The sequence below is a fragment of the Providencia sp. PROV267 genome, assembly GCF_028477825.1.
Taxonomy (GTDB): domain Bacteria; phylum Pseudomonadota; class Gammaproteobacteria; order Enterobacterales; family Enterobacteriaceae; genus Providencia; species Providencia stuartii.
The window spans coordinates 50,575-75,883 of sequence record NZ_JAMPLX010000011.1 but is presented as its reverse complement, the minus strand read 5'-3'; the positions used below and the strand labels follow the sequence as shown (position 1 = coordinate 75,883).

Annotated in this window: 25 protein-coding genes, 2 pseudogenes and 1 CRISPR repeat array; of the genes and pseudogenes, 18 read left to right on the top strand and 9 right to left on the bottom strand. The window is 41.7% G+C overall.

From position 1 onward, the window contains the following. Positions 1–30 precede the first annotated feature (30 nt). Complete coding sequence (locus PR709_RS08945) at positions 31–759, bottom strand: RNA polymerase sigma factor FliA (protein ID WP_042116490.1); 729 nt, start codon at positions 757–759, stop codon at positions 31–33. A gap of 224 nt (positions 760–983) precedes the next feature. Next, complete coding sequence (locus PR709_RS08940; RefSeq protein WP_004918705.1) at positions 984–2,066, bottom strand: FliC/FljB family flagellin; 1,083 nt, start codon at positions 2,064–2,066, stop codon at positions 984–986. 349 nt (positions 2,067–2,415) lie between these two features. On the opposite strand from PR709_RS08940, the gene fliD reads away from it, so the two are divergent. Genes fliD through fliT form a run of 3 tightly spaced genes read left to right on the top strand, consistent with a single transcriptional unit; the run spans position 2,416 to position 4,626 of the window. Then, positions 2,416–3,843 carry a flagellar filament capping protein FliD gene (gene fliD, locus PR709_RS08935; protein ID WP_004918704.1) on the top strand — a complete coding sequence of 476 codons (1,428 nt, stop codon included), beginning with the start codon at positions 2,416–2,418 and terminating at the stop codon, positions 3,841–3,843. 5 nt (positions 3,844–3,848) lie between these two features. Next, positions 3,849–4,247, top strand: a complete 399-nt coding sequence (gene fliS / locus PR709_RS08930) for a flagellar export chaperone FliS (protein WP_004918702.1) — start codon at positions 3,849–3,851, stop codon at positions 4,245–4,247. Further along, a complete protein-coding gene (gene fliT, locus PR709_RS08925; protein WP_004918700.1) occupies positions 4,237–4,626 on the top strand; it encodes a flagellar protein FliT in 390 nt (129 codons plus the stop codon). The genes fliS and fliT overlap by 11 nt, the downstream gene beginning before the upstream one ends. Positions 4,627–4,666: 40 nt before the next feature. Here fliT and def read toward each other — a convergent pair whose 3' ends face one another. Beyond that, positions 4,667–5,170, bottom strand: a complete 504-nt coding sequence (gene def, locus PR709_RS08920) for a peptide deformylase (protein WP_004918698.1) — start codon at positions 5,168–5,170, stop codon at positions 4,667–4,669. A 597-nt stretch (positions 5,171–5,767) separates the two neighbouring features. On the opposite strand from def, the gene PR709_RS08915 reads away from it, so the two are divergent. Then, positions 5,768–6,487: a YadA-like family protein gene (locus PR709_RS08915; protein WP_014658078.1), complete on the top strand. Its 720-nt coding sequence runs from the start codon at positions 5,768–5,770 to the stop codon at positions 6,485–6,487. Between the two features lie 135 nt (positions 6,488–6,622). On the opposite strand, the pseudogene PR709_RS08910 reads toward PR709_RS08915, so the two are convergent. Together PR709_RS08910 and fliE are read right to left on the bottom strand one after the other, a co-directional pair. Beyond that, positions 6,623–6,741 (bottom strand): annotated as a pseudogene (locus PR709_RS08910) (IS200/IS605 family transposase); the annotation flags it as partial. Between the two features lie 670 nt (positions 6,742–7,411). Next, complete coding sequence (gene fliE, locus PR709_RS08905) at positions 7,412–7,723, bottom strand: flagellar hook-basal body complex protein FliE (protein ID WP_014658077.1); 312 nt, start codon at positions 7,721–7,723, stop codon at positions 7,412–7,414. A gap of 238 nt (positions 7,724–7,961) precedes the next feature. Here fliE and fliF point away from each other — a divergent pair, with 238 nt between their 5' ends. The 14 genes and pseudogenes from fliF to PR709_RS08830 all read left to right on the top strand — a co-directional run. Then, a complete protein-coding gene (gene fliF, locus PR709_RS08900; RefSeq protein WP_004918690.1) occupies positions 7,962–9,650 on the top strand; it encodes a flagellar basal-body MS-ring/collar protein FliF in 1,689 nt (562 codons plus the stop codon). Next, complete coding sequence (gene fliG, locus PR709_RS08895; RefSeq protein ID WP_036944176.1) at positions 9,647–10,639, top strand: flagellar motor switch protein FliG; 993 nt, start codon at positions 9,647–9,649, stop codon at positions 10,637–10,639. Before fliF ends, fliG begins: the two co-directional genes overlap by 4 nt. Continuing rightward, the gene (gene fliH, locus PR709_RS08890) at positions 10,632–11,363 is read left to right on the top strand and encodes a flagellar assembly protein FliH (protein ID WP_004918683.1); all 732 of its coding nucleotides are present in this window, start codon (positions 10,632–10,634) and stop codon (positions 11,361–11,363) included. Before fliG ends, fliH begins: the two co-directional genes overlap by 8 nt. Then, positions 11,360–12,724, top strand: a complete 1,365-nt coding sequence (gene fliI / locus PR709_RS08885; RefSeq protein ID WP_004918680.1) for a flagellar protein export ATPase FliI — start codon at positions 11,360–11,362, stop codon at positions 12,722–12,724. The genes fliH and fliI overlap by 4 nt, the downstream gene beginning before the upstream one ends. Before the next feature lie 10 nt (positions 12,725–12,734). Then, positions 12,735–13,178, top strand: coding sequence for a flagellar export protein FliJ (gene fliJ, locus PR709_RS08880; RefSeq protein WP_004918676.1), 444 nt, complete (start codon positions 12,735–12,737; stop codon positions 13,176–13,178). Beyond that, positions 13,179–14,540, top strand: coding sequence for a flagellar hook-length control protein FliK (locus PR709_RS08875; RefSeq protein WP_154611443.1), 1,362 nt, complete (start codon positions 13,179–13,181; stop codon positions 14,538–14,540). A 165-nt stretch (positions 14,541–14,705) separates the two neighbouring features. After that, a complete protein-coding gene (gene fliL, locus PR709_RS08870; protein WP_004918672.1) occupies positions 14,706–15,188 on the top strand; it encodes a flagellar basal body-associated protein FliL in 483 nt (160 codons plus the stop codon). Positions 15,189–15,193: 5 nt separating this feature from the next. Next, the gene (gene fliM / locus PR709_RS08865; RefSeq protein ID WP_004918669.1) at positions 15,194–16,201 is read left to right on the top strand and encodes a flagellar motor switch protein FliM; all 1,008 of its coding nucleotides are present in this window, start codon (positions 15,194–15,196) and stop codon (positions 16,199–16,201) included. Further along, the gene (gene fliN, locus PR709_RS08860) at positions 16,194–16,610 is read left to right on the top strand and encodes a flagellar motor switch protein FliN (RefSeq protein ID WP_004918665.1); all 417 of its coding nucleotides are present in this window, start codon (positions 16,194–16,196) and stop codon (positions 16,608–16,610) included. Before fliM ends, fliN begins: the two co-directional genes overlap by 8 nt. A 24-nt stretch (positions 16,611–16,634) precedes the next feature. Then, entirely contained in the window at positions 16,635–17,063 is a 429-nt protein-coding gene (gene fliO / locus PR709_RS08855) for a flagellar biosynthetic protein FliO (RefSeq protein WP_004918662.1), read from the top strand. A 12-nt stretch (positions 17,064–17,075) separates the two neighbouring features. Next, on the top strand, positions 17,076–17,819 hold the full coding sequence (gene fliP, locus PR709_RS08850; protein ID WP_014658072.1) for a flagellar type III secretion system pore protein FliP: 744 nt from the start codon (positions 17,076–17,078) through the stop codon (positions 17,817–17,819). Between the two features lie 9 nt (positions 17,820–17,828). Continuing rightward, positions 17,829–18,098 carry a flagellar biosynthesis protein FliQ gene (fliQ, locus tag PR709_RS08845; protein WP_004918656.1) on the top strand — a complete coding sequence of 90 codons (270 nt, stop codon included), beginning with the start codon at positions 17,829–17,831 and terminating at the stop codon, positions 18,096–18,098. Between the two features lie 2 nt (positions 18,099–18,100). Further along, positions 18,101–18,883: a flagellar biosynthetic protein FliR gene (gene fliR, locus PR709_RS08840; RefSeq protein ID WP_004918654.1), complete on the top strand. Its 783-nt coding sequence runs from the start codon at positions 18,101–18,103 to the stop codon at positions 18,881–18,883. 1,276 nt (positions 18,884–20,159) lie between these two features. Beyond that, positions 20,160–20,294 (top strand): annotated as a pseudogene (locus PR709_RS08830) (type VI secretion system tube protein Hcp); the annotation flags it as partial. Positions 20,295–20,322: 28 nt separating this feature from the next. Next, positions 20,323–21,252: direct repeats of the CRISPR family, unit length 28 nt; unit sequence TTTCTAAGCTGCCTATACGGCAGTGAAC. 140 nt (positions 21,253–21,392) lie between these two features. Here PR709_RS08830 and cas6f read toward each other — a convergent pair. The 4 genes from cas6f to PR709_RS08810 are packed head-to-tail and all read right to left on the bottom strand — an operon-like array spanning position 21,393 to position 25,280. After that, positions 21,393–22,028 (bottom strand): type I-F CRISPR-associated endoribonuclease Cas6/Csy4, encoded by a 636-nt coding sequence (gene cas6f / locus PR709_RS08825; RefSeq protein ID WP_004918644.1) that lies wholly within the window; start codon positions 22,026–22,028, stop codon positions 21,393–21,395. A gap of 8 nt (positions 22,029–22,036) precedes the next feature. Next, positions 22,037–23,062 (bottom strand): type I-F CRISPR-associated protein Csy3, encoded by a 1,026-nt coding sequence (csy3, locus tag PR709_RS08820; protein WP_004918643.1) that lies wholly within the window; start codon positions 23,060–23,062, stop codon positions 22,037–22,039. A gap of 2 nt (positions 23,063–23,064) precedes the next feature. Continuing rightward, entirely contained in the window at positions 23,065–24,012 is a 948-nt protein-coding gene (csy2, locus tag PR709_RS08815) for a type I-F CRISPR-associated protein Csy2 (protein ID WP_004918642.1), read from the bottom strand. Beyond that, complete coding sequence (locus PR709_RS08810) at positions 24,009–25,280, bottom strand: type I-F CRISPR-associated protein Csy1 (RefSeq protein ID WP_272570866.1); 1,272 nt, start codon at positions 25,278–25,280, stop codon at positions 24,009–24,011. Before PR709_RS08810 ends, csy2 begins: the two co-directional genes overlap by 4 nt. Positions 25,281–25,309 lie beyond the last annotated feature (29 nt).

Sequence of the window (25,309 nt, the reverse complement as noted above, 5' to 3'; positions counted from 1 at the left end):
TCCCTGTCTGCTCTTTTAATCGTAAATAGCCTACGACTCCGTTAATGATTTTAAACGACCGCGTAAACGTTTTATGGCTTGGCTATGGAGCTGACTGACTCGCGACTCTCCGACCTCCAAAACCGCACCAATTTCTTTTAAGTTCAATTCTTCTTGATAATAGAGGGTAAGTACCAGTTTCTCCCGCTCTGGTAACTGCTCAATTGCCTCAATGATTTGTGCGCGTAGATTAGACTCCATCAGTAAACTTAATGGATTGCCTCCATCACTTTCATCAATAGCAGGCTCACAGCTTTCGCCATGAATTTCATGCCATTCATCATAGGAATAAAGTTGACTGTTGTTGGTATCAAGTAAGGCTTGACGGTATTCTGTAACGTCAATATTGAGTGCTTGGGCAATTTCACTTTCCGTCGCACTGCGACTTAATGATTGTTCTAATTCTCCAATGACTTTAGCCATTTCACGAGCTTGTCGGCGCACACTACGTGGTGCCCAATCTCGACTGCGCAATTCATCTAGCATGGAGCCGCGAATACGCTGCACTGCATAAGTGGCAAATGATGCTCCTTGAGAAGCATCGAAGCGCTCTAACGCATGCAATAACCCGATACCGCCAGCTTGAATAAGATCATCAATATCGACGCTCGCAGGCAATCTCACTTGTAATTTTAGGGCCTCATGTCGTATTAAGGGATAATAACGCTCCCATAGGCTATTTTTATTAATTACACCTTCGGCAGTATACAAATCACTCACAACCGGAATCACCCTTTAAAACTTATATAAAGGTATTCATTATGCTAGCTGCACAATAATTCAATCCGTAGAGTAATGAGGTAAATTAGTGCTATTTATCCTAACCTAAATAAATTTAGCGAAGACAATTACACTGTGAATATATTGAATGTGATGCCTGAATGATAAACAAAAAGGCCAGAACAACGTCTGGCCTTCAATCACTGATATTAATCCGTGATGAATTAACGTAACAGGCTCAGAACACCTTGTGGAACTTGGTTTGCTTGTGCCAGAACTGAAGTACCTGCTTGTTGCAGGATTTGACCACGGCTCATGTTAGACACTTCTGTTGCAAAGTCAGCGTCTTGGATACGGCTACGTGCTGCACTCAAGTTGTTGACTGAGTTGTTCAGGTTATTGATAGTAGATTGCATACGGTTTTGGAATGCACCCAGTTTAGAACGGTATGAATCCACATTTTTCAGTGCAGTATCTAAAGTATCTAATGCGTCAGATTTTGCAGCAGTACCACCACCTAGACCAGTGATCTCAGCACCTTTCACATATTCAGTTTTACCTGAAGTAGTTGTTGTGTCTTTAGTCGCTTCGTACCATTTATTATCTGTTGTATCTTTGATATAGAATTTAGTAGCATCTGCTTTATCTGCATAAATTTCAGCAGTGCCAATTTTTGCGCCACCTGCGCTTGCAACAGCATAGTTATCAGCATCTACGCTGATTGCAGTGCCTTTACCTGCTGGCTCTTTTGGACCAGCTGCAGCCGCAGAAACCTTCTCAACTTTGTCTTTGAAATCTTTGATACCTAGTGTATCAAGATCCATCTTTTGCATTTCCATGCTGATAGTTTGACCATCTTTCGCACCCACTTGGTAAGAAACAGTGTCACCATTTAGAATTTGTGTTCCGTTAAATTCAGTGTGTTGATAGATACGGTCGATTTCATCCAGACGTTGTTGTACTTCATCACGAATTGAAGTGATATCGCTGTCAGAGTTACTGCCGTTAGCTGCTTGAACAGTCAGTTCACGGATACGTTGCAAGTTTTCGTTGATTTCGTTAACTGCGCCTTCAGCAACTTGCGCCATTGAAATACCGTCGCTCGCATTACGAGAAGCTTGGGTCAAACCTTTGATGTTAGCAGTGAAACGGTTAGCAATCGCTTGACCTGCTGCGTCGTCTTTTGCGCTATTGATACGTGAACCTGAAGATAGACGCTCAATTGCAGTACCCAGTACGCTTTGTGAACGGTTTAGGTTGTTCTGAGTTGTCAGAGACAGGATGTTAGTGTTGATAACCTGTGCCATAATATATGTCCTTGTTATTCCGTAATAATAAAGTTAGCCAATCTGTTAGGCTTTACAGTTTGTTGCCAGCAATACCATTATCGGCGGCATAAAAAAGGGCTTTAGGGATTTCGACAAAAATTTTTTATCTCAAAGCGAGAAACCCAGCTACCGCCCCGCTCCAAGCGGTAAATTATTTTGTCAAAATAAATTTATAAACCGCAAATTTTAAATTATTGATTATCAATAGAGATAAATACCCTGTTTTGTAGGGTCAACTCCTGCCATCATTATTTATCGACTTAGTCTAAGATTTCCGTTCTTCTCGCCGATAACCCTGTAAATGAGAATAATTTTTTAGGAGAGAACAATGGCTGGTATATCGACACTCGGTATCGGGGCAAACTTAGACTTAAATAACCAAATGGACCAACTTGAAGCGATGGAAAAACGTCGCCTTGAGCCATTAACGGCACAAAAAGCCAGCTATGATGCACAGATTAGCGCTTTTGGTAAGATGCAGTCATCTCTAGAAAAATTAAAAAAAGCGGCGGAAGATCTTAAAAAATACAATGATATCAGCACCACCAAAGTGAACGGTGAATATAAAAGCTTCGACGTTAAAACAGATGGCAAGGCCGTAGCTGGGGTTCATGATGTCCTAGTCACTCAACTTGCGAAAGCACAAACTATTGCGACTAAAGGCCATGATGATAATAAAAAATTATTAGGTAACGGTAACGCAGAGCGAACTATCACTATCACTCAGCCTGCTGAAGAAGATCCCATTATTATCAAACTTGATAATGAACACACCTCTTTGGTTGAAATCGCTGATGCTATCAATAAAACAGATAAAACGGTCACCGCCGCGGTGATCAAAGATAAAAGTAATCGTTATCATCTTGTCGTTACCTCCAAAAAAGAAGGTACTGAACACCGTATTAATATCAAAGTTGAAGGTGATGACGAGCTCGCTAAAATACTGAATGTTGAGTCTGAACTAGACAGTGGTGGAAATGTCGTTTTAAAAGATAAAGAAAACATCGGCATGGAGCAAAAAGTTCCCCCGCAAAATGCCTTGCTAAATATTGATGGTTTTGAACTTGAATCACAAAGCAATGAAGCAAAAGATCTCTTTCCTGGGCTCACTTTGACATTGAAAAAAGAGAGTGAAGACAAAAAACCTGACCATTTGATCATTTCTGAAGATATTGAGCCCGCTAAAGCAAAAATTAAAGCGTGGGTAGACGCCTATAACGAATTCCAGAATTTAGCCAAAGAATTGACCAAATATACGCCAACAACGAAAGGAACCGCCCCAGATAAAACCAATGGTCCACTTATCGGTGATTCGACATTACGCACAATTCAAAGCCAATTACGTACTCAAATACGTTCAGCACAAGATAGTGGTGAAATTAATTTATTAAATAAAATGGGGATCACACAAAAAGTTGATGGCACATTAGAGATAGAAGATAAAAAGTTCGAAAAAGCGTTAAAAGAGAATCCTGGTAGCGTCAAAAGTTTCTTTATGGGGGATGGTAAAGAGACGGGCTTTGCAACCGAGAACTTTAATTTCTTAAAAGATACCCTCGATGCCCGCGAAGGCACACTGCATAACGCGACTGATGGCGTACAAAAGAAAAAGAAAAGCCTTGATAAGCGTATTGAACAAACTAATAAGCAGATTGAAAACACCATGGATTTATACCGCCGCCAATTCCAAAATTTAGATAAAATGATGAATTCACTCAATAGCACCAGTAACTCATTAGGCAGACTGTTAGGTTAATAATTATGTATCAGCAAAAAGCAAAACAAGCCTACCAACAAGTCGATTTGGAAAGTGAAATTGCCAATGCGACCCCATACCAACTGATTAGCATTCTCTATCGAGGGGCGTTAAGCGCCCTCAAACGTGCTGAAATTTTTATGCAACAAAATAATATCGCTGCAAAAGGCAAAGAACTTTCTAAAGCAATCGATATTATTGACACAGGTTTGAAACAGGCGCTCAACCATGAGGCCGGAGGTGAAATCGCTGATAATCTTGCAAGTCTTTATGACTATATGATCATGCGCCTATTAAATGCTAATCTTGAAAATAATGTGGCTTATATCCAAGAAGTTTACCAATTACTCTCCGATATCGCGTCAGCTTGGCAACAGATCGGGGCAAATGTGGATGAAAGATAACCAGGTGAATAATAAAAAACCTACCGATTTATATGAAATCTATCGTGATGTCTTAGCATTAAGTGAAAATTTAGTCGCACTCGCAGAAGCACAACAGTGGGAACAGTTAGTTGCCCACGAAACAGAATATGTTTATGCCGTCGAAAATTTAACGCAGCTAACTCATGAGTTTGAAGCACACCAACCCATCACCGATGAGTTGGTTAGGTTATTACATCAAATTATTGAGAACGAGCAGATCACGAAAACGCATTTACAACAGCACTTAGATTTTTTAAGTAAAGAAATGAAGCAACTGGACCAAAAACGAGCACTCAATAATAGCTACGGCCAATTTAATGAGCCAGATACGCCAATAACAATAAAACCCATTGAATAGCCATGTGTGTCAGGCGGCCTACCTGACACTTATGGATCGATTACTGTCTTAAACGCTGCTGTTTCTTTAGTTTTTTCAACAGCATATTGCGTTTTAAAGTCGATAAATGATCAAGAAAAACCTTTCCATGCAAATGGTCAATTTCATGCTGCATTACAATCGCCAAAAATTCATCAGAATCGGTGATAAACGCCTTCCCGTCTCTATCTAGCGCCTTAACTTTTACGCGCTTAAAACGTGCCACATCAGCATAAATTTCAGGCACGGATAAACAACCTTCTTGGTAGCTCGTTTCCCCTTCACTTTCAATAATTTCAGGGTTAACAAATACCATAGGCTGATCACGGTTTTCAGAAATATCAATCACCATCACCGATAATGTTGCGCCAATTTGCGTCGCTGCTAAGCCAATACCATTATCGGTGCTGTACATGGTATCCAATAAATCATCAATTAATGGCTGTGCTGCCGCAATGTCGGTGACTGGGTCACATTTAACGCGTAACCGCTCATCGGGTATCTCAATAATAGCTCTTACTGCCATATCTCAAAAATCCTATCTGTCATACTCTTTATTCAAACTATTACGCATTATCGTCTTTTTAAATTGACGATAAGATGCAAAAAATGGCATTACCCACTAGCTAAAAAAATCACATCAAGATCAACTAGGTTAACCTAAAAATAAAACACCCTATAATTTCACAGAAAAATAACATGTTATCTAGAAAAAAACACTAAAAATAATAGCCGTTTATTTTTATTGCTACATCGTTTATCGTCGCCCCATCGCAGCTTAGCAACCCTAACTATGCTAAGGTTTTAACCATATGATTAATTAATAATATAAATTAATAAAAATCGTTATTTCAGAAAATACATTCAAAATGCTAATATTTTAATCTCCGTTATTTATGATAATAGTAAAATTAAAATATCATGGCATATTGCTTTTATTTTATCATTTATAAAGTGTATAAAACCGCGCTTAATTCATACCAAATCACTTTTTACGATATCATTGAGAGTAATATTAGAATATTCAAAAGTGGCCATTAACTCTAATATAAATTAATGCCTCTTTTTGAATGTAATAGAAGCAAAAATTAGAGGCGTTTATTTCATTAATAAGGATATCAACATGAAAAAAACGTTATTGGCGAGTTCAATGGCGGTATTAGCACTTTCACATTCAGCACAGGCGGCCCCCCTATTTCCGAGCGCAACAGAGGTTGCCTTCGATGTCGCTGAGTCACTAGCTGAGTTCCAAAAAGCCGCTGAATTATTCAAACATTACAGGGCAGAACAAGCAAAAAATATCGAAATACCTACCCTAGAAGAGTTAGTGTATCAACAACTCATCAAACAAGATAAAAAAGTGACGCCGACGATCACGGAGATTGATGAAAAGATCCAACAGTCGATTAATATTAACAATGATTATATTGATAACCGATTGATTGAGCATCACCGTGATTTAGACAATAAGCTTGAGTTACTCGATTCACAACACAGTACAATCCAAGCTGAAAATCAAAATAGGTTTGCCCATTTCCAGCAAAATCTCGATAACACACAAGCCTTCAATAAAGTACGTTTTACCCAGCTAGATAAAAAAATCACTAAAATGGAAAAACAGGCCAACTCAGGTATCGCTTCTGTGGCAGCTATGTCTAATATCCCTTATTCGTTAAATACACGTTTTAGTGCTGGCATTGGCTTGGGTCATTACCGTAATGGCAATGCTATTGCTGCTGGAGCACAATACCAATTAAAAAAGGATCTGAATCTGCGTAGCTCTATCGCATGGAATAATGCCGATAGTGCGGTTGTTGGTGCAGGTATCGCCATTGGTTGGTAACTCATCATTTTTGATGATACTTATGCTTAAGTAAAAAATATCCTCCGGCGTAGCCGGAGGTTTTTAATATGCGCCGATAAGGCTTTGTTACCTGCCGCGCCCTAACAGGCGCACAACGGCTCTGACATTCTTCTACTCACATAACTTTCTTAAAATACTGCCTACCGCTCTACGTTTTTCACCGTGAAAAACTTGTTTTCTATATTTGGGTGCAAATTCCATCGTGTATGCGCTAAGCTCTTTTCGTCTCCCATTGGAACCCCCTTTTGATTTCTTGTTTGACTCTTGCCGTTGCCAGGCCGCAAGATGTTTTAACAAATCAAAAGGGGGTTTTATATCTTATTCAAAGCTGAAAGCTTTACGGCCCCCCAACCTATCTGGGGTTTTCTATATACAATGAACTGTTTCCATTTACTGAGCGCCTTCTCAACTTTATGCTTCAATTGAAAGTAAAAAGAAACAGTTAAAATATTTATTTATCCACCCCAAAAATGTTCAAAACAATTTAATCAACAGAGTAGTTGTCTAAAAAAACACGTAAATTAATCCCTCAACCCAATATATGATGACATAGTTTATCTTTAATTTATTAATGTAACGTTCCATTTAAGTTTTTCACTCGCGGAGCCAATACCTCTGTGCCTTCTTTTGCAAGGTATAATTGACCCAATATCTAGCTCTATGACTTTTGTGCTCCAACAAAGTAATAAAAGAAAGAGACTCTAGAGCATACACAAGTATGTAACGAGGGCGAGCATCGCCAACACACGAGGGTGCAAACAGTGGCAAGCTAGCGCTATAACATTAGTGTTCCGACAAAATAGCAAAGGCAAGAAACCCTAGGAGCATACATAAGCATGTCACTAGGGCGAACGAGTGTGGACAATACCGTTAGGTGAAAAAGGTGACGAGCGAGGGCGACTGCTAAACAGGAATCGACATCACCTCTTGGTACGCCGCAACCAACTTATTACGCACTTGGATCCCCATTTGTAGGCTCAAGCTGGCTTTTTGCATATCCACCATAACATCATTTAACGAGACATTACTTTTACCTAATGTAAAGTCTTCTATCTGTTTTGCCGATTGGTTTCTCACGGTATTGATTTGATTAACCGCTGAAACCAGATGATCGGCAAATCCAACGGGTTCAACCACCGGTTTTTGATGGTTTGCGGCCTGTAATGCCGTTGTCTGTAGCTGCGACAACACCCCTTCAATTGCTTGGATTGTCATTTTCTTCTCTTCAATGTCTGTGCGAACAACCATCGCTGTTTTATATAGCTGCATACCCTAACACAGCCTTTTTAACTTGAAGCCGATAAATAACACCAAAATGATAGGCTGATTCCGTCATTAGATTTATCAGAGTCATCAATAATAGCAGCGTAAAAAAGTGACGTTACGAAGAGGGAATAACATTGTTTCGCCAAAAGTGTTTTCATCTGTTGATTCTGCAAGGCAGGGAATATCTATGAGTGCCGCATCGAAAGAGACGGGAGAAGCTTCAAAAGGGTTTGCATCTATTGCAGCACGCTTCAAAGCATCCCCAAAAATCCCATTAATGATTGCTGGCGCCGCAGCGATTGCCGTCGTTGTCGCCCTACTTCTTTGGCTACGCAGTCCGGATTATCGTGTATTGTTAAGCAATCTCAGCGCAAAAGATGGCGGTGATATTGTCAGCCAATTAACCCAAATGAACGTACCGTATCAAATTGCGGATAACGGCAGTGCAATTTTAGTACCCGCCGAAAAAGTTCATGAACTTCGTCTGAAATTGGCACAATCAGGATTACCTAAAGGTGGCAATACAGGCTTTGAACTATTAGATAAAGAGCAGTTTGGGATTAGCCAATTTAGTGAGCAAGTTAACTATCAACGTGCATTAGAAGGTGAATTATCACGCACGATTGAATCACTCAGTCCTGTTCAAAATGCACGAGTGCATTTAGCTATCCCCAAACCGACATTATTTGTCCGTGAACAGAAACTCCCCACCGCTTCGGTGACCGTCGGCTTATTGCCCGGACGCATGCTAGACGAAGGACAAATCACGGCAATTGTCCATATGGTATCAAGCAGTGTCTCTGGCCTAACGGCGGCTAACGTGACCATCGTTGATCAAACGGGTCGCTTGCTCACAAATAATGATAATAGCCAACAATCTGCCAACAATGCGCAAATTAAAATGACCAAAGAGATGGAATCCCATCTAAAACAGCGCATTGAAGACATCATTTCGCCTTTAGTGGGACGCGCTAATGTGCATGCCCAAGTCACGGCACAAATGGATTTTTCGAAGGTTGAACAAACCTCCGAAGAGTATAAGCCTAATCAAACGCCAAATAGCGCAGCCGTACGCTCTCGCCAAAATAGCCAAAGCTCGCAAAACAATACCAGTGGTGTAGGTGGTGTGCCAGGTGCGCTATCTAATCAGCCACCAAGTGCGCCAAGTGCCCCTATTTCTACCGATAATAAAGGTGCAAATTCGGCACAAAATAGCCCTTCTAATAATGGCTCTAGCCTTTCACAAAGTGATGAAACCACAAACTACGAAGTCGATCGCAAAATTAGCCATACCCAACGTCAAATTGGCGTTATCGACAGACTATCCGTAGCTGTGATCATCAACTATTTACCGCAAGATGGTGAAGATGGCACACAACAGATGAAACCATTATCACCAGAAATGATGCAGCAAATTGAGTCGTTAACCCGTGAAGCGATGGGCTATTCCAGCACACGCGGCGATTCACTGAGTATCACTAACTCATTGTTTACCAACGATACTGTCGTTGAAGAACAACCATCCATGCTTGAAAACCCTCAATTTATCGCTCAAGTGTTGGATTACGGCAAAATCATCTTGATAGCCATCATTGCTTGGTTGATGTGGCGTTTCGGCGTCAAACCACAATGGGTGAAATATCGTCAAACTCAACAAGCCCAATCGGCGGCAGAAGTGTTTGTGGCGGCTCAGCCTAAAACCCCTCTCGTGGTCGATGAAGAAATTAATGAAGATATGGACGAACAAACCCGTCGTCGCTTAACTCGCCAACGTGTGAGTGCAGAGATCCAAAGTCAGCGTATTCGTGAAATGGCTGAAAAAGATCCACAAGTCGTGGCAATGGTTATCCGTCAGTGGTTAGGAAAAGCACAATAATGTTAAGTGGAACCGAAAAAAGTGCCGTGATGCTAATGACTCTCGGCGAAGATCAGGCCGCTGAGGTCTTTAAGCATTTGAACCCAAAAGAAGTGCAGCAACTAAGTATGGCTGTTTCAAACATGCGCCAAATCTCTAACAATGAGTTAGCAGAAGTGCTCACTGAGTTTGAAGAATCGGCGATTCAATTTGCGGCATTAAATATCAATACCAATGATTATCTCCGTTCGGTACTGGTTAAAGCGCTGGGTGAAGAGCGCGCAGCTAGCCTACTTGAAGATATTTTCGATAAGCAAGAGAGCACATCAGGTATTGAAAGTCTTAACTATATGGAGCCACAAACTGTGGCCGATATTATTCGTGATGAGCATCCACAAATTATCGCAACCATATTAGTTCACCTTAAGCGTAACCTTGCGGCCGATGTTTTAGAACTGTTCGAAGAGCGTCAACGCAATGACATTATGTTGCGTATCGCAACCTTTGGTGGTGTGCAACCTGCTGCTTTAGCAGAGCTGACGGAAGTCCTCAATAATCTGCTTGATGGACAAAATCTCAAACGCAGCAAAATGGGTGGCGTAAGAACAGCGGCTGAAATTATTAACTTAATGAAAAATCAGCAAGAAGAAAGCGTTATCAACGCAATGCGCGATTACGATGGTGAATTGGCACAACGCATTATTGATGAAATGTTCCTATTTGAAAACCTTATCGAAGTCGACAATCGCAGTATTCAACGCATCCTACAAGAGATCTCCAACGACTCTCTGGTTATTGCGCTCAAAGGCTGCAATCAAGCTCTACGCGACCACTTCCTCAACAATATGGCTGTTCGTGCGGCTGAAATTGTGCGCGATGATTTGGAATCCCGTTCACCAGTACGCATGTCTCAAGTGGAAAACGAGCAGAAAGCCATTCTTATGGTTGTCCGTCGCCTAGCAGAAAAAGGCGAGATCACCATCGGTGGTGGAGACGATGTCTATGTCTAAATCCCCGATTAATCCAGAAGCATGGCAACCTTGGCAGTTGCGCGAACTGAATCAATGGGATCTCAACGCCTCCGGTGTCTCTTCACCGGAGGAACTCCCTGAGCCAACCAAACCAGCAGTACCGTGTCTTGAACCCCAAGAGGTACTCGAACAAATTAATATTCTTGATAACTTAAAAGAAGAAGCTCAACGAACAGGTTTCCAACAAGGTTATGAGCTAGGTAAAAAAGAAGGCTATCAAGCTGGTTTTGAGCAAGGCCAACGCGAAGGTGCAGAGCAAGGCCGCCAGCAAGCACTGGCTCAGGAGCAACCAATTATTGATACATGGCAAAAGCTGCTATCTGAATTTCATTATTCATTAGATAGTTTCGATACGGTGATCACCACTAAGCTTTTACAAATTGCTTTAACTGCCGCAAAACAAGTGCTCGGTCAATCCACCATTTGTGATGGCACGGCCTTGCTGGAAGAGATCAGCCATTTGTTACAGCAAAAACCGCTGTTTTCTGGGCAACCTGAACTACACGTCAACCCAGCTCACACAGCATTGATCGAGCAACATTTAGGCTCGCTGCTGAATTTGAATGGCTGGCGCTTAGTTGGCGATCCGAAGCTGCATCTTGGTGGTTGTCGTGTCGTCGCTGAAGATGGCGAAATCGATATGACAGTGGCAACACGCTGGCAAGAGCTATGCCGCCTCTACGCGCCGGAGACACTCTCATGACCGTACGAATGAGTCGCTGGATTGCTGCACTTGAAGGCTTTGAATCCCGAATGAAAGGGATCCCAATGATACGTCGCTATGGACGACTGACAAAAATAACCGGGTTAGTCATGGAGGCAGAAGGGATCAAGATGCCATTAGGCGCCACCTGCTTTGTCGAACGAGCCATTAACGATCGCCATGACGAAGTGGTTTGTGAAGTTGTCGGTTTTAATGGCCCACGCATGCTATTGATGCCACTTGCTGACCTAGAAGGGATTGCGCCGGGCGCGCGCGTCTATGCACAAACTAACGGTGATGATGGACAAACCAGTCGTTTGTTGCCATTAGGGGATGAACTATTAGGACGCATTCTTGATGCGCAAGGTACACCGCTCGATGGAAAAGGCCCATTAGACGCCAAGCAACGGGCGCCATTGATCACGCCTCCTATTAACCCATTAGAACGCACGCCTATCCATAGTGTTTTGGATGTGGGCGTACGCGCCATTAACGCCTTACTGACCGTTGGGCGAGGCCAACGCATGGGGCTATTTGCAGGTTCAGGGGTCGGAAAAAGTGTTTTACTCGGCATGATGGCGCGTTTCACTCAGGCTGACATTATTGTGGTTGGCTTGATTGGTGAGCGTGGTCGTGAGGTCAAAGATTTTATCGAAAATATTTTAGGGGCCGAGGGCTTAAAACGTGCCGTTGTGGTTGCGGCACCTGCTGATGTCTCGCCACTATTACGTATGCAAGGGGCTTCTTATGCGACACGGATTGCCGAGTACTTCCGTGACCTAGGAAAAAACGTATTGCTGATCATGGATTCCCTCACCCGTTACAGTATGGCTCAACGAGAAATTGCCTTAGCCATCGGTGAACCTCCTGCAACAAAAGGCTATCCACCTTCTGTTTTTGCCAAATTACCTGCATTAGTCGAACGGGCAGGTAACGGCAAAAATGGTGGCTCTATTACCGCTTTTTATACCGTATTAACCGAAGGGGATGACCAACAGGATCCTATCGCAGATTCTGCCCGCGCCATTCTCGATGGGCATATCGTGCTATCAAGATCACTGGCGGAATCAGGCCACTATCCGGCTATCGATATTGAGGCATCAATCAGCCGAGCGATGACAGAGTTAATTGATAAACAACATTATCGCCAAATCCAACGTTTCAAGCAGCTCACCTCCAGTTATCAACGCAACCGCGATCTGATTAATGTGGGTGCGTATGCAACAGGCAGTGATCCGCTGTTAGATATGGCAATCCAATATTACCCCCGTATGTCGAAGTTTTTACAACAAGACATTGATGAGCGCTGCGATTATCAAAGTGCTTGCGAACAATTGGTGCATGCTGTTCCAAATGAGTAATGAGGGTTAAATGAGTAAAAACAATGCGTTAGATACATTATTGAGTTTAGCCGTTGAGGCCTCAGAAGAAGCCGCAAAGGTGTTGGCCCAAGTTCGACAAACGCAGGTACAAATGACTCAACAACTCAATATGTTAGAGAACTATCAGGCTGAATATCGGCAAAAATTAAACCAAACACTGCACAGTGGGATAGATGCTGATAAATGGCAAAACTACCAGCAGTTTTTAGTCACATTAGAACTCACCATTGAGCAACAGCAGCAACAGCTTTCATTATGGGAGCAACGTGTTAGCGAAGCTAACCGCCATTGGCAAGAAAAACAGCAACGCGTCAATGCATTCGACACTTTAATTCAACGTGCTGAGCAAACTAAAAACCAACGTTTAAACCGCCTAGAGCAAAAGCAGATGGATGAATATGCTCAGCGCGCAATGTTACGGAGAAATCAATAAATGGACGTCAATAATACAGGCTCTCCAGCCATTACGGCAACAAATGGCGCTAAAAACGGCCATACGCAGCCAAATCAATCACGTGCTGATGATAATCAAGAGGCGGTGGTGCCTTTTCAAGCCGCGTTGGAAAGCCAGCAACCCACGCCACAAAAAGCGTCTACGTCTGAACCAACGATGGACAAGCAGGCTAATCAAAAGCCTACAAGTGCTGATGAGCGTTTAACAACCAAAGGCCATGAGCCATCCACGGGAAAAGAAAAGGAACAAGCAGAGCAGGCAATTGAGCAACTAAATTATAGCCGCCACTTACGCAACGGTAGCGAGCAACCTGCTTTACAATCGCAATTATTGGCGCAATCAGACGCTGTTGAGCAAGTGTGGTTAGCTAACCTGAAAAATGCCGTTGATCAGCAAACCCTGTCGTCAGCAACAACAAAATTTGCTGATGGTCAGCGAGCGGCTTTAGTGCCATTTGCCCAAAAAACTCAACCTTTAAATGACTCGTTGGTGGCGATGGCAACAATGGATGAGCCAACTGACCTAAGTGCTCAAATGCAATTAGCCGGCGAAGAAGAATCGCCATCATTAGGGGCTTTCATTAAAAATGAGCGAGAGCCGCGTAAAGATCAACCACTTTTCTCACTCAATGAAGGCCGCGAGAGCTTAACCAAAAACTTATCCTCAGACTTTATGCCATTAAATAAAAAACTGGCGGATAAAGAGGCACCAAGCTCCATCGTACCTACCTTTGCGACGGCAGATAACGGCGCCCTAATTAAAGGGGCATTTACCCCGACAACGGGCAGTGATGCCATTCAAATGGCACCTTCATCACCCACTCAAACGGTCAGCTTAACGCCGCTGCCTAACAGTTCTCAAATAGTTTCGACGAATGTGCCCGTTATCCCCATGCAGCCGGGAGTACCATTAGGCAGTGAAGCCTGGCAACAGCAATTGAACCAACATATGCTGTTTTTCTCACGCCAAGGGGTCTCACATGCACAAATTCGCTTACATCCGGAAGAGCTTGGCTCGTTAAATGTTCACCTACGCATTGAAGATAACCAAGCCGTTATGCATTTTGTGTCGCCTCACAGTCAAGTACGTGCCGCGATGGAAACCATGATGCCAATCTTACGTAATGCGTTACAAGAAAGTGGCATCCATTTGGCTCAAGGCTCGGTTGGGCAAGATAACTTTAGTGATCAATCGAATGCGGATACGCACTCAGAGCAAGGTCACGAAAAAAATCTGTATGGCGGACAAACGCTTAGCAGCGTGACAAGTACTGAGATGGCGGCAGTGTCACCGACGACTTCCACCATTCGCACACGAGGTGGGATCGATACATTCGCTTAATTTTTAAACGAGAGGTGGTGATTTCGTAATTAAAGCGCCGAGTTACCCCCTTTTTGTTTCGTTTTTCCCCCCTTTAGTCTGGCTCAATCAAGCCATAATGCTAAAGATAACAAAGTAAAAAACCCCGAGGTGGGTTTGGTCTTCATAAATAGGAATTTTGCTAACATGTCGTCTTCAAGCAATACATCTAAGAATTCAAACAAAGGGTTGCTCGTGCTGTTCGCCCTTCTCGCCATTGCCGGTGCGGGTTTTGGTGGTTATACATGGTGGACAACGCAACAGACGGCAAATTCAGTTAATGAGGAAGAGAAATCACCTAAGCTATCCCAACCTATTTTTATGGATTTAGAACCTTTTACCGTCAACCTTCCGGGACTGAACGAATCCCCCGATCGGGTTCTGTATATCAATATCACGTTACGATTAGCAAATGAGAAATCACGCAAGCAACTGCATGATTTTCTACCTGAAGTCCGTAGCCGTTTGTTGTTATTGCTATCAGAGCAGAAGCCGAAAGCACTCAGTACTCATGACGGTAAATTGCAATTAATGCAAGCCATTAAAAAAACTTTGTCTCCAACTGTGATCCCCGGCGAAAACGATCAGGAGATCACCGACGTGTTATTTACGACATTTATTTTGCGGTAATTCAGATGAGCGATAATATTTTATCTCAGGCTGAAATCGATGCGTTGCTCAATGATGACGCACCATCGTCAAATGAATCAGCGACACAACCTAAAGACAAAGAGCAGGTTCGCCCTTACGACCCGAATACCCAACGTCGTGTTATTCGGGAGCGGATGCAATCACTCGAAATTATTAACGAGCGGTTTGCACGCCAATTCCGTATGGGGTTGTTTAATATGTTACGCCGTAGCCCTGACATTACTGTTGGTGGCATAAAAATCGAGCCTTATCATGAATTTGCTCGTAACTTACCTGTTCCTACAAACTTGAACCTTATTCATATGCCACCGTTACGCGGCACGGCATTATTCACATTCGAACCTGCGCTGGTGTATATCGCGGTCGATAACTTATTTGGTGGCGATGGACGTTTTCCTGTTCGCTCAGAAGGCAAGGAATTTACCAATACCGAGCAGCGCATTATTCATCGTATGCTGAAATTGGCATTAAGCGCTTACCGTGATGCTTGGAGGCCTATCGCTGATATTGATGTGGAATATGTTCGTTCCGAAATGCAGGTGAAGTTTACCAATATTACGACATCGCCTAATGACATCGTGGTCACGACACCTTTCTTAGTCGAGATAGGAAATACCATTGGTGAATTCAGTATCTGTATCCCTATTGCCATGATTGAACCGTTACGTGAACGGTTGATTAACCCACCTGTGGAGCAAGGACATCAAGAAAATGAAGCTTGGGTGAGTAATTTAGTCACCCAAGTCAAGCGCTCAGAGTTAGAGCTAGTCGCAAATTTTGTCGATATTCCACTGCGGATATCTCGCTTACTGCAATTGCAAAAAGGGGATGTTATCCCTATTGAGAAGCCAGATCGCCTCATCGTTAGTGTTGATGGCGTGCCTGTGTTGACCAGTCAATACGGAACCCAAAATGGCCAATATGCATTGCGTGTAGAACATTTGATTAACCCTGTTTTAAACACTCTAGATGAGGAAAGTACCAATGAGTGAGGCGAAGAATTCTCCTGATGCATCAACCAATCACGACAGTGAGGACTTATGGGCTGAGGCACTGGAGCAACAAAAGAAAGCGGAATCCGCCTCTGCCGGTGCACAGGCGTTTGCAAATCTTGATGGGCAAAATGCACTCAATCAGCTTTCTGATATCAATCTTATTATGGATATCCCCGTTCGCCTCTCTGTCGAACTGGGGCGCACAAAAATGACGATTAAAAAGCTATTAAGTTTGTCACAAGGCTCTGTCGTTTCTCTCGATGGATTAGCCGGTGAGCCATTGGATATTCTCATTAATGGTTACTTAATTGCACAAGGTGAAGTTGTAGTCGTTTCTGATAATTACGGTATCCGTATCACGGACATCATTACACCTTCAGAGCGTATGCGCCGTTTAAGTCGTTAATAAGACAGCGGAGACTAGACTGAAATGAAAACAACACCTTTTATCAGCCAGACCGAACAACCTAGCAGCCAAATATCCCCTGCGATTAGCAATAGCGATAGTTTAGTGCAAGTTTCAGGGGCGTTAGGTGGCATCATTTTGTTGATATTGGCCGGTGCTTGGCTAGTGAAAAAACTTGGTTTTGCGCCTAGAAATTTAGGTAAACCCTCATTAATAAAAGTCAAATCGAGTTGCTCACTAGGCAATAAAGAGCGTGTTGTTGTGGTTGAAATGAATAACGAATGGCTGGTGCTTGGTGTCACGGCACAATCTGTTAATTTACTCCATCAATGCCCAGCTAAAAATGAAACTGCACTCACTTCAGTGACTGAGCCACTCACATTTCAGTCTATCCTAAAGAAAAAACAAGATGCCGCCAACCATGCGGCTTCAAATCTCTCTAATTATAACTAACTGGAAGCGCTCATGTTTTCTGTGAAATCCCCAGCAATGATCGCTTCGTTATTATTGATGCTGCCTATGCAAGCTCTAGCATCATTACCGCCTGTAATCAGTCGAACATTACCCGATGGTGGGCAAAGTTGGTCGTTACCTGTCCAAACCTTACTTTTTCTAACATTGCTGGGTTTTATCCCTGCACTGTTATTGATGATGACAAGTTTTACGCGCATTATCATTGTGCTAGGCTTGCTGCGTAATGCGCTTGGAACCCCTTCTGCACCACCAAACCAAGTATTATTAGGCCTTGCGTTATTTCTCACATTTTTTGTGATGTCGCCTGTTGCCGACCAAGCCTATCGTGAAGCTTATCAGCCATTTAGTGAAGATAAAATCAGTTTAGAAACCGCTTTAGAACGCGGCACAGCCCCCTTTCGTACTTTTATGTTAGGGCAAACTCGAGAAAGTGATTTGGCTCTTTTTGCACGCATTGCCAAAGTCGGTGAGATCCAAGAGGCAAAAGATGTTCCAATGCGGATTTTAGTACCTGCATTTATCACTAGCGAACTAAAAACCGCATTCCAAATTGGTTTCACTATTTTCATTCCATTTCTGATCATTGACTTAGTGGTTGCCAGTGTCTTGATGGCGCTTGGGATGATGATGGTGCCACCCGCCACTGTCTCTTTACCGTTCAAATTAATGCTTTTTGTTCTGGTTGATGGATGGCAATTATTACTTGGCTCTTTATCACAAAGCTTTTTTAATTAAGGGATCACAATGACACCCGAATCGGTTATGGCCCTGGGCACTGAAGCAATGAAAATTGCCTTAATGTTAGCGGCCCCACTATTATTGGCGGCACTCGTTGCAGGGTTGACGATCAGTTTGTTGCAGGCTGCAACCCAAGTGAATGAGATGACGCTGTCATTTATCCCTAAAATTTTGTCGGTCATCGCGGTAATTATTATTGCAGGGCCTTGGATGCTCAACCTATTACTGGATTATATGCGTACGCTATTCAGTAATCTGCCCTTTATTATTGGCTAATCATGTTAACGATTACCAGTGAGACACTCACACTCTGGTTAAGCCAAGGTTTCTATCCTTTTATACGCCTTTTAGCGCTGTTTGGTACAGCGCCCTTTTTTAATGAAAAGCAATCCATTACTAAGGTACGAGTTATCTTAGCGTTTTTTATAATCTTAATAGTTTCTCCGCAACTTCCTGTCGTTAACATTCCCTTATTTTCAGCGATGGGGTTATGGGTCATCGTACAACAGATCGTGATTGGCGTGGCTATTGGACTGACCATGCAGATGGCATTTGCGGCTGTGCGCCATGCCGGTGAAGTGATTGGTTTACAGATGGGGTTATCTTTTGCAACGTTCTTCGACCCAACCGGTGGGCCAAATATGCCTATTTTGGGGCGTATTCTAAATTTAATTATGTTGCTGCTTTTTCTCTCATTTGATGGGCATTTATGGTTAATTTATATTCTTATTCACTCATTTGAATTGATCCCAATTCAAGTTTCCCCTCTTAGTCGAGATGGCTTTTGGTCATTGGCTCAATTTGCGAGTAGCATTTTTATTAATGGATTGATGTTGGCATTACCATTTATCACGCTGTTTCTGATACTTAACCTTGCTCTCGGTATTCTTAACCGAATGACTCCGCAGTTATCGGTGTTTGTGGTCGGTTTTCCACTGACTCTAACTATCGGTATCAGTATGCTTGGGTTAATTATTTCGATTCTTCCTCGTTACAGTGAACGACTGATTCATCAAGCTTTTGAGCAGCTATCCTTGATGTTTGGGTTACTTGGGGGGTGATTCAGAAGATGCGAATTATTGAAATATTCATGGTCATGAATAATTAAGTAGGATAGAAACATCCTACTTATGTTCTTTTATTGAGTTATCAAAAAATACATTTTCAAAAGAATGATAACATTATCCGCAATAACATCTCTTTTAAATAAAATATTATAAAAATTTCAATCATCATAATTATCCCTCGTTTTATACACTGCACCAGACAAGGGAAAATAGTAACAGTAAAATTACCGAGGTATTATTCACAAAAAATAACACACAGAGATAAAAATCATAATTGAATTTTAACTAGTCTTAAATACTATTAAGACAATAAAAATCTAATAATGGTTATTCTAAAAGCTGCTCATATAGCAGTGAACATATATAAATAACAGTAAAATCACCGATTTCTAAGCTGACCTACGTCAGTAACTATGTTATTCCCCAATAATTCAACCTAAGCATCAAAATGTATATTTATGGCTATCTCAGTCTATTCTCTAATTTAGTATTAAAAACAAAAAAGTAAAATCTTTATTTAAAAAAAACTCATCAGAGAATTATCATAATTTGTTAATCTATATTTAGGATATATTTAATTTTCAAACCACCTATACAACAATATAGGTAGCCTACTGACTTGTAATCAAAAAAAGTGAAGCGACAGCGTCTGCTTTTCTCCGAGGTCAGTTATCGATGATGGCTTTTTAGCCCATTAACTTAGCTAAGCCTGGTTAGGTTGGGCTTCTTTTGACGGTGCAATCCAAAATATCCCTAGTCCATTGATTGGTGCTCTTATCAGGTACACGTTGTAATCTTTCGATACTACAGTGTGATTCAGAGGCTGAGTCGAAAAACGCTAATGGCGATATTGAGGTGTTTCGAGTTAATTCGAAAAAAGAGCTCCGCTTAAAAGGCGGAATTTTGCCCTATTCTATTTATGATCAGCTGTCCGAGGTTGACCAAGGGCTATCGTTGATAATAAACGCTTAGGCCGCACATTAGAATTGATAAAATTGGTTCAGGATAAATGGTAATACGCGTTCTCAAGGCGTTCCTCCGGATAATGGGCCATCTAACGGACGGAAAAGAAGCCTAAACGCACACTCAATCATGATGATATACTTGAAGCCTTAACTCAACTTCAAACTCGCACTGAGGAAATATTTGTTTTATTTCAGTAGGATGCTTATCTCAGAACTCAATTGATAATCGTTATCAAATTGGTCATAAAGATGAAGTCTAAGTGATTGGGGCTAACTAATATGGTTCTTTTCGTGAGCAAAGTACCTCATATAAACCAGTTGTATTTACAAAGTCGATTAATAAATCCTCGCCTTTATTATCGGTGACTTTGGACGAAAATAAAGAATTAGAAGCGACCTTTGTATTTTATAGAACAAGCCAAAATGGTCACCTTGAAAAATATTATAAAATCAGTCAGATGTTTCATTTTTCTAAGCTGCCTATACGGCAGTGAACAACACATTGACTCGGGGGCTCGTATTGATGAAATTTCTAAGCTGCCTATACGGCAGTGAACCAATATGAAAGATTTTAACTTCAAAATATTCTTTTCTAAGCTGCCTATACGGCAGTGAACACTTTTCAACGCTTGCTGATGTGATGGCATATTTTCTAAGCTGCCTATACGGCAGTGAACAAGGCTTACTTCAATGAAATTACACCTATTGATTTCTAAGCTGCCTATACGGCAGTGAACGCCACTGATTTGGGGAGATTTTGAAGTGCTTGATTTCTAAGCTGCCTATACGGCAGTGAACAAGTAAAGAGCTATACGCTTCAACTGGCGCGTTTTCTAAGCTGCCTATGCGGCAGTGAACTCAACGTTGCGGATAAAAACGGTAATATCAAATTTCTAAGCTGCCTATGCGGCAGTGAACTACCTGATAAAGATTCCCCCTTTGCGGTGGAATTTCTAAGCTGCCTATGCGGCAGTGAACATTTCTTTGGATTTGCAAGTGGTGGCTATACTTTTCTAAGCTGCCTATGCGGCAGTGAACCCACGGTTCCAGCACGTAAAGCGGGGATTAATTTTCTAAGCTGCCTATGCGGCAGTGAACTTCGTAGACCTTCAATGACAATGAAATCGACATTTCTAAGCTGCCTATGCGGCAGTGAACATTTCACACCTTTTAATCGTTCTGTTTTACTTTTTCTAAGCTGCCTATGCGGCAGTGAACATTGGCGAACCGCGATATTTTCCGCACTCAATTTTCTAAGCTGCCTATGCGGCAGTGAACAATTTTTGTGGTCATCGCCATAACCTGCATCTTTTCTAAGCTGCCTATGCGGCAGTGAACTTCATAAAATCTAAGATAGAGAAGCATCTAGCTTTCTAAGCTGCCTATGCGGCAGTGAACTATAGCGTATCAAATAAAAAATAAGTCACAACAAACAGTTAAAGCTATTTTTATCAAAATACCTTCTTTTTTACAGTCTGCTGCAACTTATTGTTTTTATGTTTAATTTTTAAAGAGCAAAAAAACAAGGGTAAAAAAGGTCAAAAATGTGGAACGGTGGCAACCTCTTCGCCTTTCCCCATAGACTGACTTAACCCATAACAATTAAACGTGCCTGCCTTTGCTTCCTTCGCAGCAACACACCGAATAAAGAGTGGAAATGGACGATGCCCATCGCCTTCTGTTTTAGACTTTGTTTGCTGACTTTCCATCCAAATAAAAGGTAAACGACTACGCGTTTGAGGCTCTTTTATTGCGCTTAAACAGACCTCAATAGGCTGCCCTGATTTTACTGAATACAATTGAGCTTTCTTATACCTATCCAGTTCAAGACGCTTTGCACCTTTTACATGTTGACGCACATAACTAATTGGCGTGGCATGCTCTGGCACCGCTTGAATCGACTTAATATGCACATAATCCGCTAGCCTCATTAGCCAGTGACTGATATTTAACTGAGTCAGCGTTTTTTCAGTCTTTGCGAGCAAACGCAATTTTTTTCCTAACCGGAAGCCAACACTTCCATATTCAGGAAATGCAACCGCAACTTCGCTATCACCGGCCTCAGACTTATTTTCTACCAACGCAATATGTATTTGCTGATAGACCTTTTGCCATAAAAAGTCCAACGGTATCGTCGAATCAGGCAGTAATGTGATCTCCTGATAATAGTCCATAGTTCACCTTATTTGTCACTTTCCCCAAAGACACCACCACGCACCAAGACCGCCATAACATAGTGTTCATCTTCGAGTCGTGCCAATTTTTCACCACGAGCCCATTTATCAAAATGCGTATAAAAGTCCTGTTTATCGCTAGGAGTTCGATATGCACGACCAAGGTTAGTCACGGCCCCATAAGGTTCAATAGCAATTGCCCCCGCACTATTAACTTCATCGTTATAATCAGGATACCAAGTATCGATAGAGCGTAGAGCATTGCCTATTTTTTGTGAATGCATCGCCGCATGACCGTTCACATGATAAAGGATCTTACTTTTATCACCTTTACCTTTATCCAATACCAACTCTTCACTAGGATAAACTTCCTGAGACTGCCCGAGTTGGGCATAGGTGGTAATTTCAAGAAGTAGTGCCCCTTCACTGTTTGCCAGTGCAGCAGCAATTTTAGCACCTAACTCATTCACTTTATCATCTTGCTTTTCAAAACTACGAATGCTGTATTGTGTCGCATCAAATGTCCATTGCTGCTCTTGCCCTTTATTTAATACTTTCACTTCAACTTCAATTTTTTCAGCGCCCACGCGGTTGCGCCATAAGAAGCGTGCATTAGCAATATTATGCGCATAACGGCGACCAAGCTCACGGAAACCTTCCCTAGCAATATATTCTTTTGCCGCTTTAGTATAACTTTCTTTAAAAGAGGCATTATTACAAGCAGATGGCGTCTCTACACCCCCCAAAATTTTGAGTGTAAATTGATGCTTTAACGTATCTTGTTGAGTGCCTAATGCACAAGCATCAACTGTTTGTAAGTTGGCTTTTTCTACTTCAGCGTTCAATTTTAATGGGTCGTTTTTAACCGGACCTTTTAAACGATTTGAAATGGTACCTCGGACTGACTTTTCTTGTAGCACGAGCGGTGTACATTGTGATTTATGATCCCAACTCGTACCATAAAAATAACCATCTGAAGGAACTAATTTTTTTTCAAATGCCAGTACTGATGCTACATCATTATTCTTCGCCATTGTTACTCTCCGCTCGTAAAATATTTTGATTCAACTTGTTGGCATAAATAGAGACTATTTTCTAAGTTATTACTGTATTTCCATAATATTTCATTGGGATGGCCTATCTTATTGACCATGACAAATTGACCAAGCGTCACAAGACTTTCCGCAAACCGATGGGGAACGTTTGGGTCTCGTTGATTTTTAGCCTGACCTAATGGGGAAATACCTTGGTAACCTGTCGCTATTGGTACAATCCAGCCCGCTGTTTTACGCTGAACTTTCCACTCATAGTGTTTGTTTTTTGATTCATTTTGAATGTCTACTTCAACGCATTGATTATGGACAGTCACATAGTCTAAAAGCGCATCCATAGCATCTTGACCATCTTCCATTGCAGATACCATTAAGTCTCTACGCTCAATCAAAGCGTAGCCGGGCATTAAACTATTGAATAAGCTACGTCTATATTTCCCCATATCATCATTGGCAGGCAAATAATGCATCTGAGGCAGATCCACAGACAAAATATCGCCACCAGCCAGTTTCATCATTGGGATTAGCTCATAAATCCGGTCAACGATTGATTTATCCGTTAACACATTACCGTACTCATCATTTCTATCTGAAAATTCAATCAGTAATGAAACGTCTAAATGACACCGGGCTTCTTCAATAAACGCTGAACGGTTACCCTCTTTATCGAGTGGGTTACCCGTACCGACGATTGAACTTACAAAATCACTAGGACCTTTATACGTTTGTAAATTACATTCGTGGCTGATAACCGCGATTGACTCGAGTTGTAATTCTAAAAAGCCTATCTTTCTTAATTTAAGCTCTAGCGCATGCATAAACCCTAGCCATGCTGTCATGGCAGGAAAACCAATAGTGAATGGACTTGATAGTGCATTAGCATTATGTACTTTCAGATGTGAGAGCTTTATTAGATTCATTGAATTGTTCATCTCAATAATTCCTTATATCTCGCAACAACATCAACAATGGCATTAAACTCATCGTTACCTAAAAATAATGCTTTTTTGCCATTAACTACCTTGTAGCCTGCAATAAATTGACGAGCAATTTCTGGAATTAATATTTCGAGCCAGTCATCCGTATTATCTCGTTGTTCTTGATTATCTGGAAATAACCATGTTTTTTGATAGTTGGAAATCTTATTTGGTAATGTGATATTTTCCTGTTCCAAAGCACGGCGAACTTTCCACATCATGACGATAATATAATCCACATATTCTTGAATTCGGTTATCTCGGTATTCAATAAAGCGGTTACCTCGTTTATCTTTCGGTAAATTAATTAATCCATGGAAAGCTTGAAATGTTTCCTTGGTGTGCCATGGATTTATCGCGTCAGTAAAAAAATTCGTTTTTGGTAAACGTGTTTCTCGAATATTCAACACTGGGGGCAAAGAAAGCAATAAATGGGCTTTCCCTGCATTTTGATTATTTAAAACTGAAATATTTTGTGGTTTAGTGCCACCAAAACCAATGGTTGTGAGCCCATAAATCTCTTTAAAACCTACCTCGCTATATTCCCCTTTACGTTTTAGATCACGTAATGTCTTAGTCTGTTCAGAAAAACGAATATCATCAATGCGGCGGCGCATTTCAAACAACAATCCTGAAGGGGTTAAAATAGACAATAAGTGATAGTCTTCGTCATCAAGCCACACCGGAAAATAGACTTGTTTGATTTTTGAACTCGTCACCACCGAATCATCCGTTGCGCTCATTGCCAAAAAACCATTTCTTATCTCTTGATAAGACTCGTTATTCAGAGTTAATAACGTTTTTGCAAGTTGCGTTTCCGCTTCAATATGCGCTAATAACGTTGCCCCATCTTGCACCTGTAATGTAAGAAATTTATAGACATCTAATGCCGCTGCATTACCTAATGCATCAGGCTCTACAGCAACATTGCTTGAGCGTAAAAAGCCATCATTCGCTTGCTTTGCATTAGCGATAATTGCACTAACATAGCCATTTTTATTTTTACGTGCGCTAGGATGGCTAAAGGTACACGGGTGAGTCGAAAGCGATATTTGCCCTGCTCGTTTTGCCGCATTCGGTAACCATTGCGATAAAGCAAAAGTATCTTCACACTGTTGCTCTATTTGTTGCACTTCTGCTTCACTCATAGAAGCTTTTAGATTCTTTTTAAGCCAGCCTTCTTTGCGCTCAGCAAAAAAGGCTTCTATTGCTGGATCTAACATATTTTGGCCCTTGTGACTTAACTTATCTA

Excerpts from the sequence above, each read along its gene's own strand:
- PR709_RS08940 (WP_004918705.1), bottom strand. The coding sequence starts at position 2,066 with ATGGCACAGGTTATCAACACTAACATCCTGTCTCTGACAACTCAGAAC.
- fliD (WP_004918704.1), top strand. The coding sequence starts at position 2,416 with ATGGCTGGTATATCGACACTCGGTATCGGGGCAAACTTAGACTTAAAT.
- fliS (WP_004918702.1), top strand. The coding sequence starts at position 3,849 with ATGTATCAGCAAAAAGCAAAACAAGCCTACCAACAAGTCGATTTGGAA.
- fliT (WP_004918700.1), top strand. The coding sequence starts at position 4,237 with ATGAAAGATAACCAGGTGAATAATAAAAAACCTACCGATTTATATGAA.
- def (WP_004918698.1), bottom strand. The coding sequence starts at position 5,170 with ATGGCAGTAAGAGCTATTATTGAGATACCCGATGAGCGGTTACGCGTT.
- PR709_RS08915 (WP_014658078.1), top strand. The coding sequence starts at position 5,768 with ATGAAAAAAACGTTATTGGCGAGTTCAATGGCGGTATTAGCACTTTCA.
- fliE (WP_014658077.1), bottom strand. The coding sequence starts at position 7,723 with ATGACAATCCAAGCAATTGAAGGGGTGTTGTCGCAGCTACAGACAACG.
- fliF (WP_004918690.1), top strand. The coding sequence starts at position 7,962 with ATGAGTGCCGCATCGAAAGAGACGGGAGAAGCTTCAAAAGGGTTTGCA.
- fliH (WP_004918683.1), top strand. The coding sequence starts at position 10,632 with ATGTCTAAATCCCCGATTAATCCAGAAGCATGGCAACCTTGGCAGTTG.
- fliI (WP_004918680.1), top strand. The coding sequence starts at position 11,360 with ATGACCGTACGAATGAGTCGCTGGATTGCTGCACTTGAAGGCTTTGAA.
- fliJ (WP_004918676.1), top strand. The coding sequence starts at position 12,735 with ATGAGTAAAAACAATGCGTTAGATACATTATTGAGTTTAGCCGTTGAG.
- PR709_RS08875 (WP_154611443.1), top strand. The coding sequence starts at position 13,179 with ATGGACGTCAATAATACAGGCTCTCCAGCCATTACGGCAACAAATGGC.
- fliL (WP_004918672.1), top strand. The coding sequence starts at position 14,706 with ATGTCGTCTTCAAGCAATACATCTAAGAATTCAAACAAAGGGTTGCTC.
- fliM (WP_004918669.1), top strand. The coding sequence starts at position 15,194 with ATGAGCGATAATATTTTATCTCAGGCTGAAATCGATGCGTTGCTCAAT.
- fliN (WP_004918665.1), top strand. The coding sequence starts at position 16,194 with ATGAGTGAGGCGAAGAATTCTCCTGATGCATCAACCAATCACGACAGT.
- fliO (WP_004918662.1), top strand. The coding sequence starts at position 16,635 with ATGAAAACAACACCTTTTATCAGCCAGACCGAACAACCTAGCAGCCAA.
- fliP (WP_014658072.1), top strand. The coding sequence starts at position 17,076 with ATGTTTTCTGTGAAATCCCCAGCAATGATCGCTTCGTTATTATTGATG.
- fliQ (WP_004918656.1), top strand. The coding sequence starts at position 17,829 with ATGACACCCGAATCGGTTATGGCCCTGGGCACTGAAGCAATGAAAATT.
- fliR (WP_004918654.1), top strand. The coding sequence starts at position 18,101 with ATGTTAACGATTACCAGTGAGACACTCACACTCTGGTTAAGCCAAGGT.
- cas6f (WP_004918644.1), bottom strand. The coding sequence starts at position 22,028 with ATGGACTATTATCAGGAGATCACATTACTGCCTGATTCGACGATACCG.
- csy3 (WP_004918643.1), bottom strand. The coding sequence starts at position 23,062 with ATGGCGAAGAATAATGATGTAGCATCAGTACTGGCATTTGAAAAAAAA.
- csy2 (WP_004918642.1), bottom strand. The coding sequence starts at position 24,012 with ATGAACAATTCAATGAATCTAATAAAGCTCTCACATCTGAAAGTACAT.
- PR709_RS08810 (WP_272570866.1), bottom strand. The coding sequence starts at position 25,280 with ATGTTAGATCCAGCAATAGAAGCCTTTTTTGCTGAGCGCAAAGAAGGC.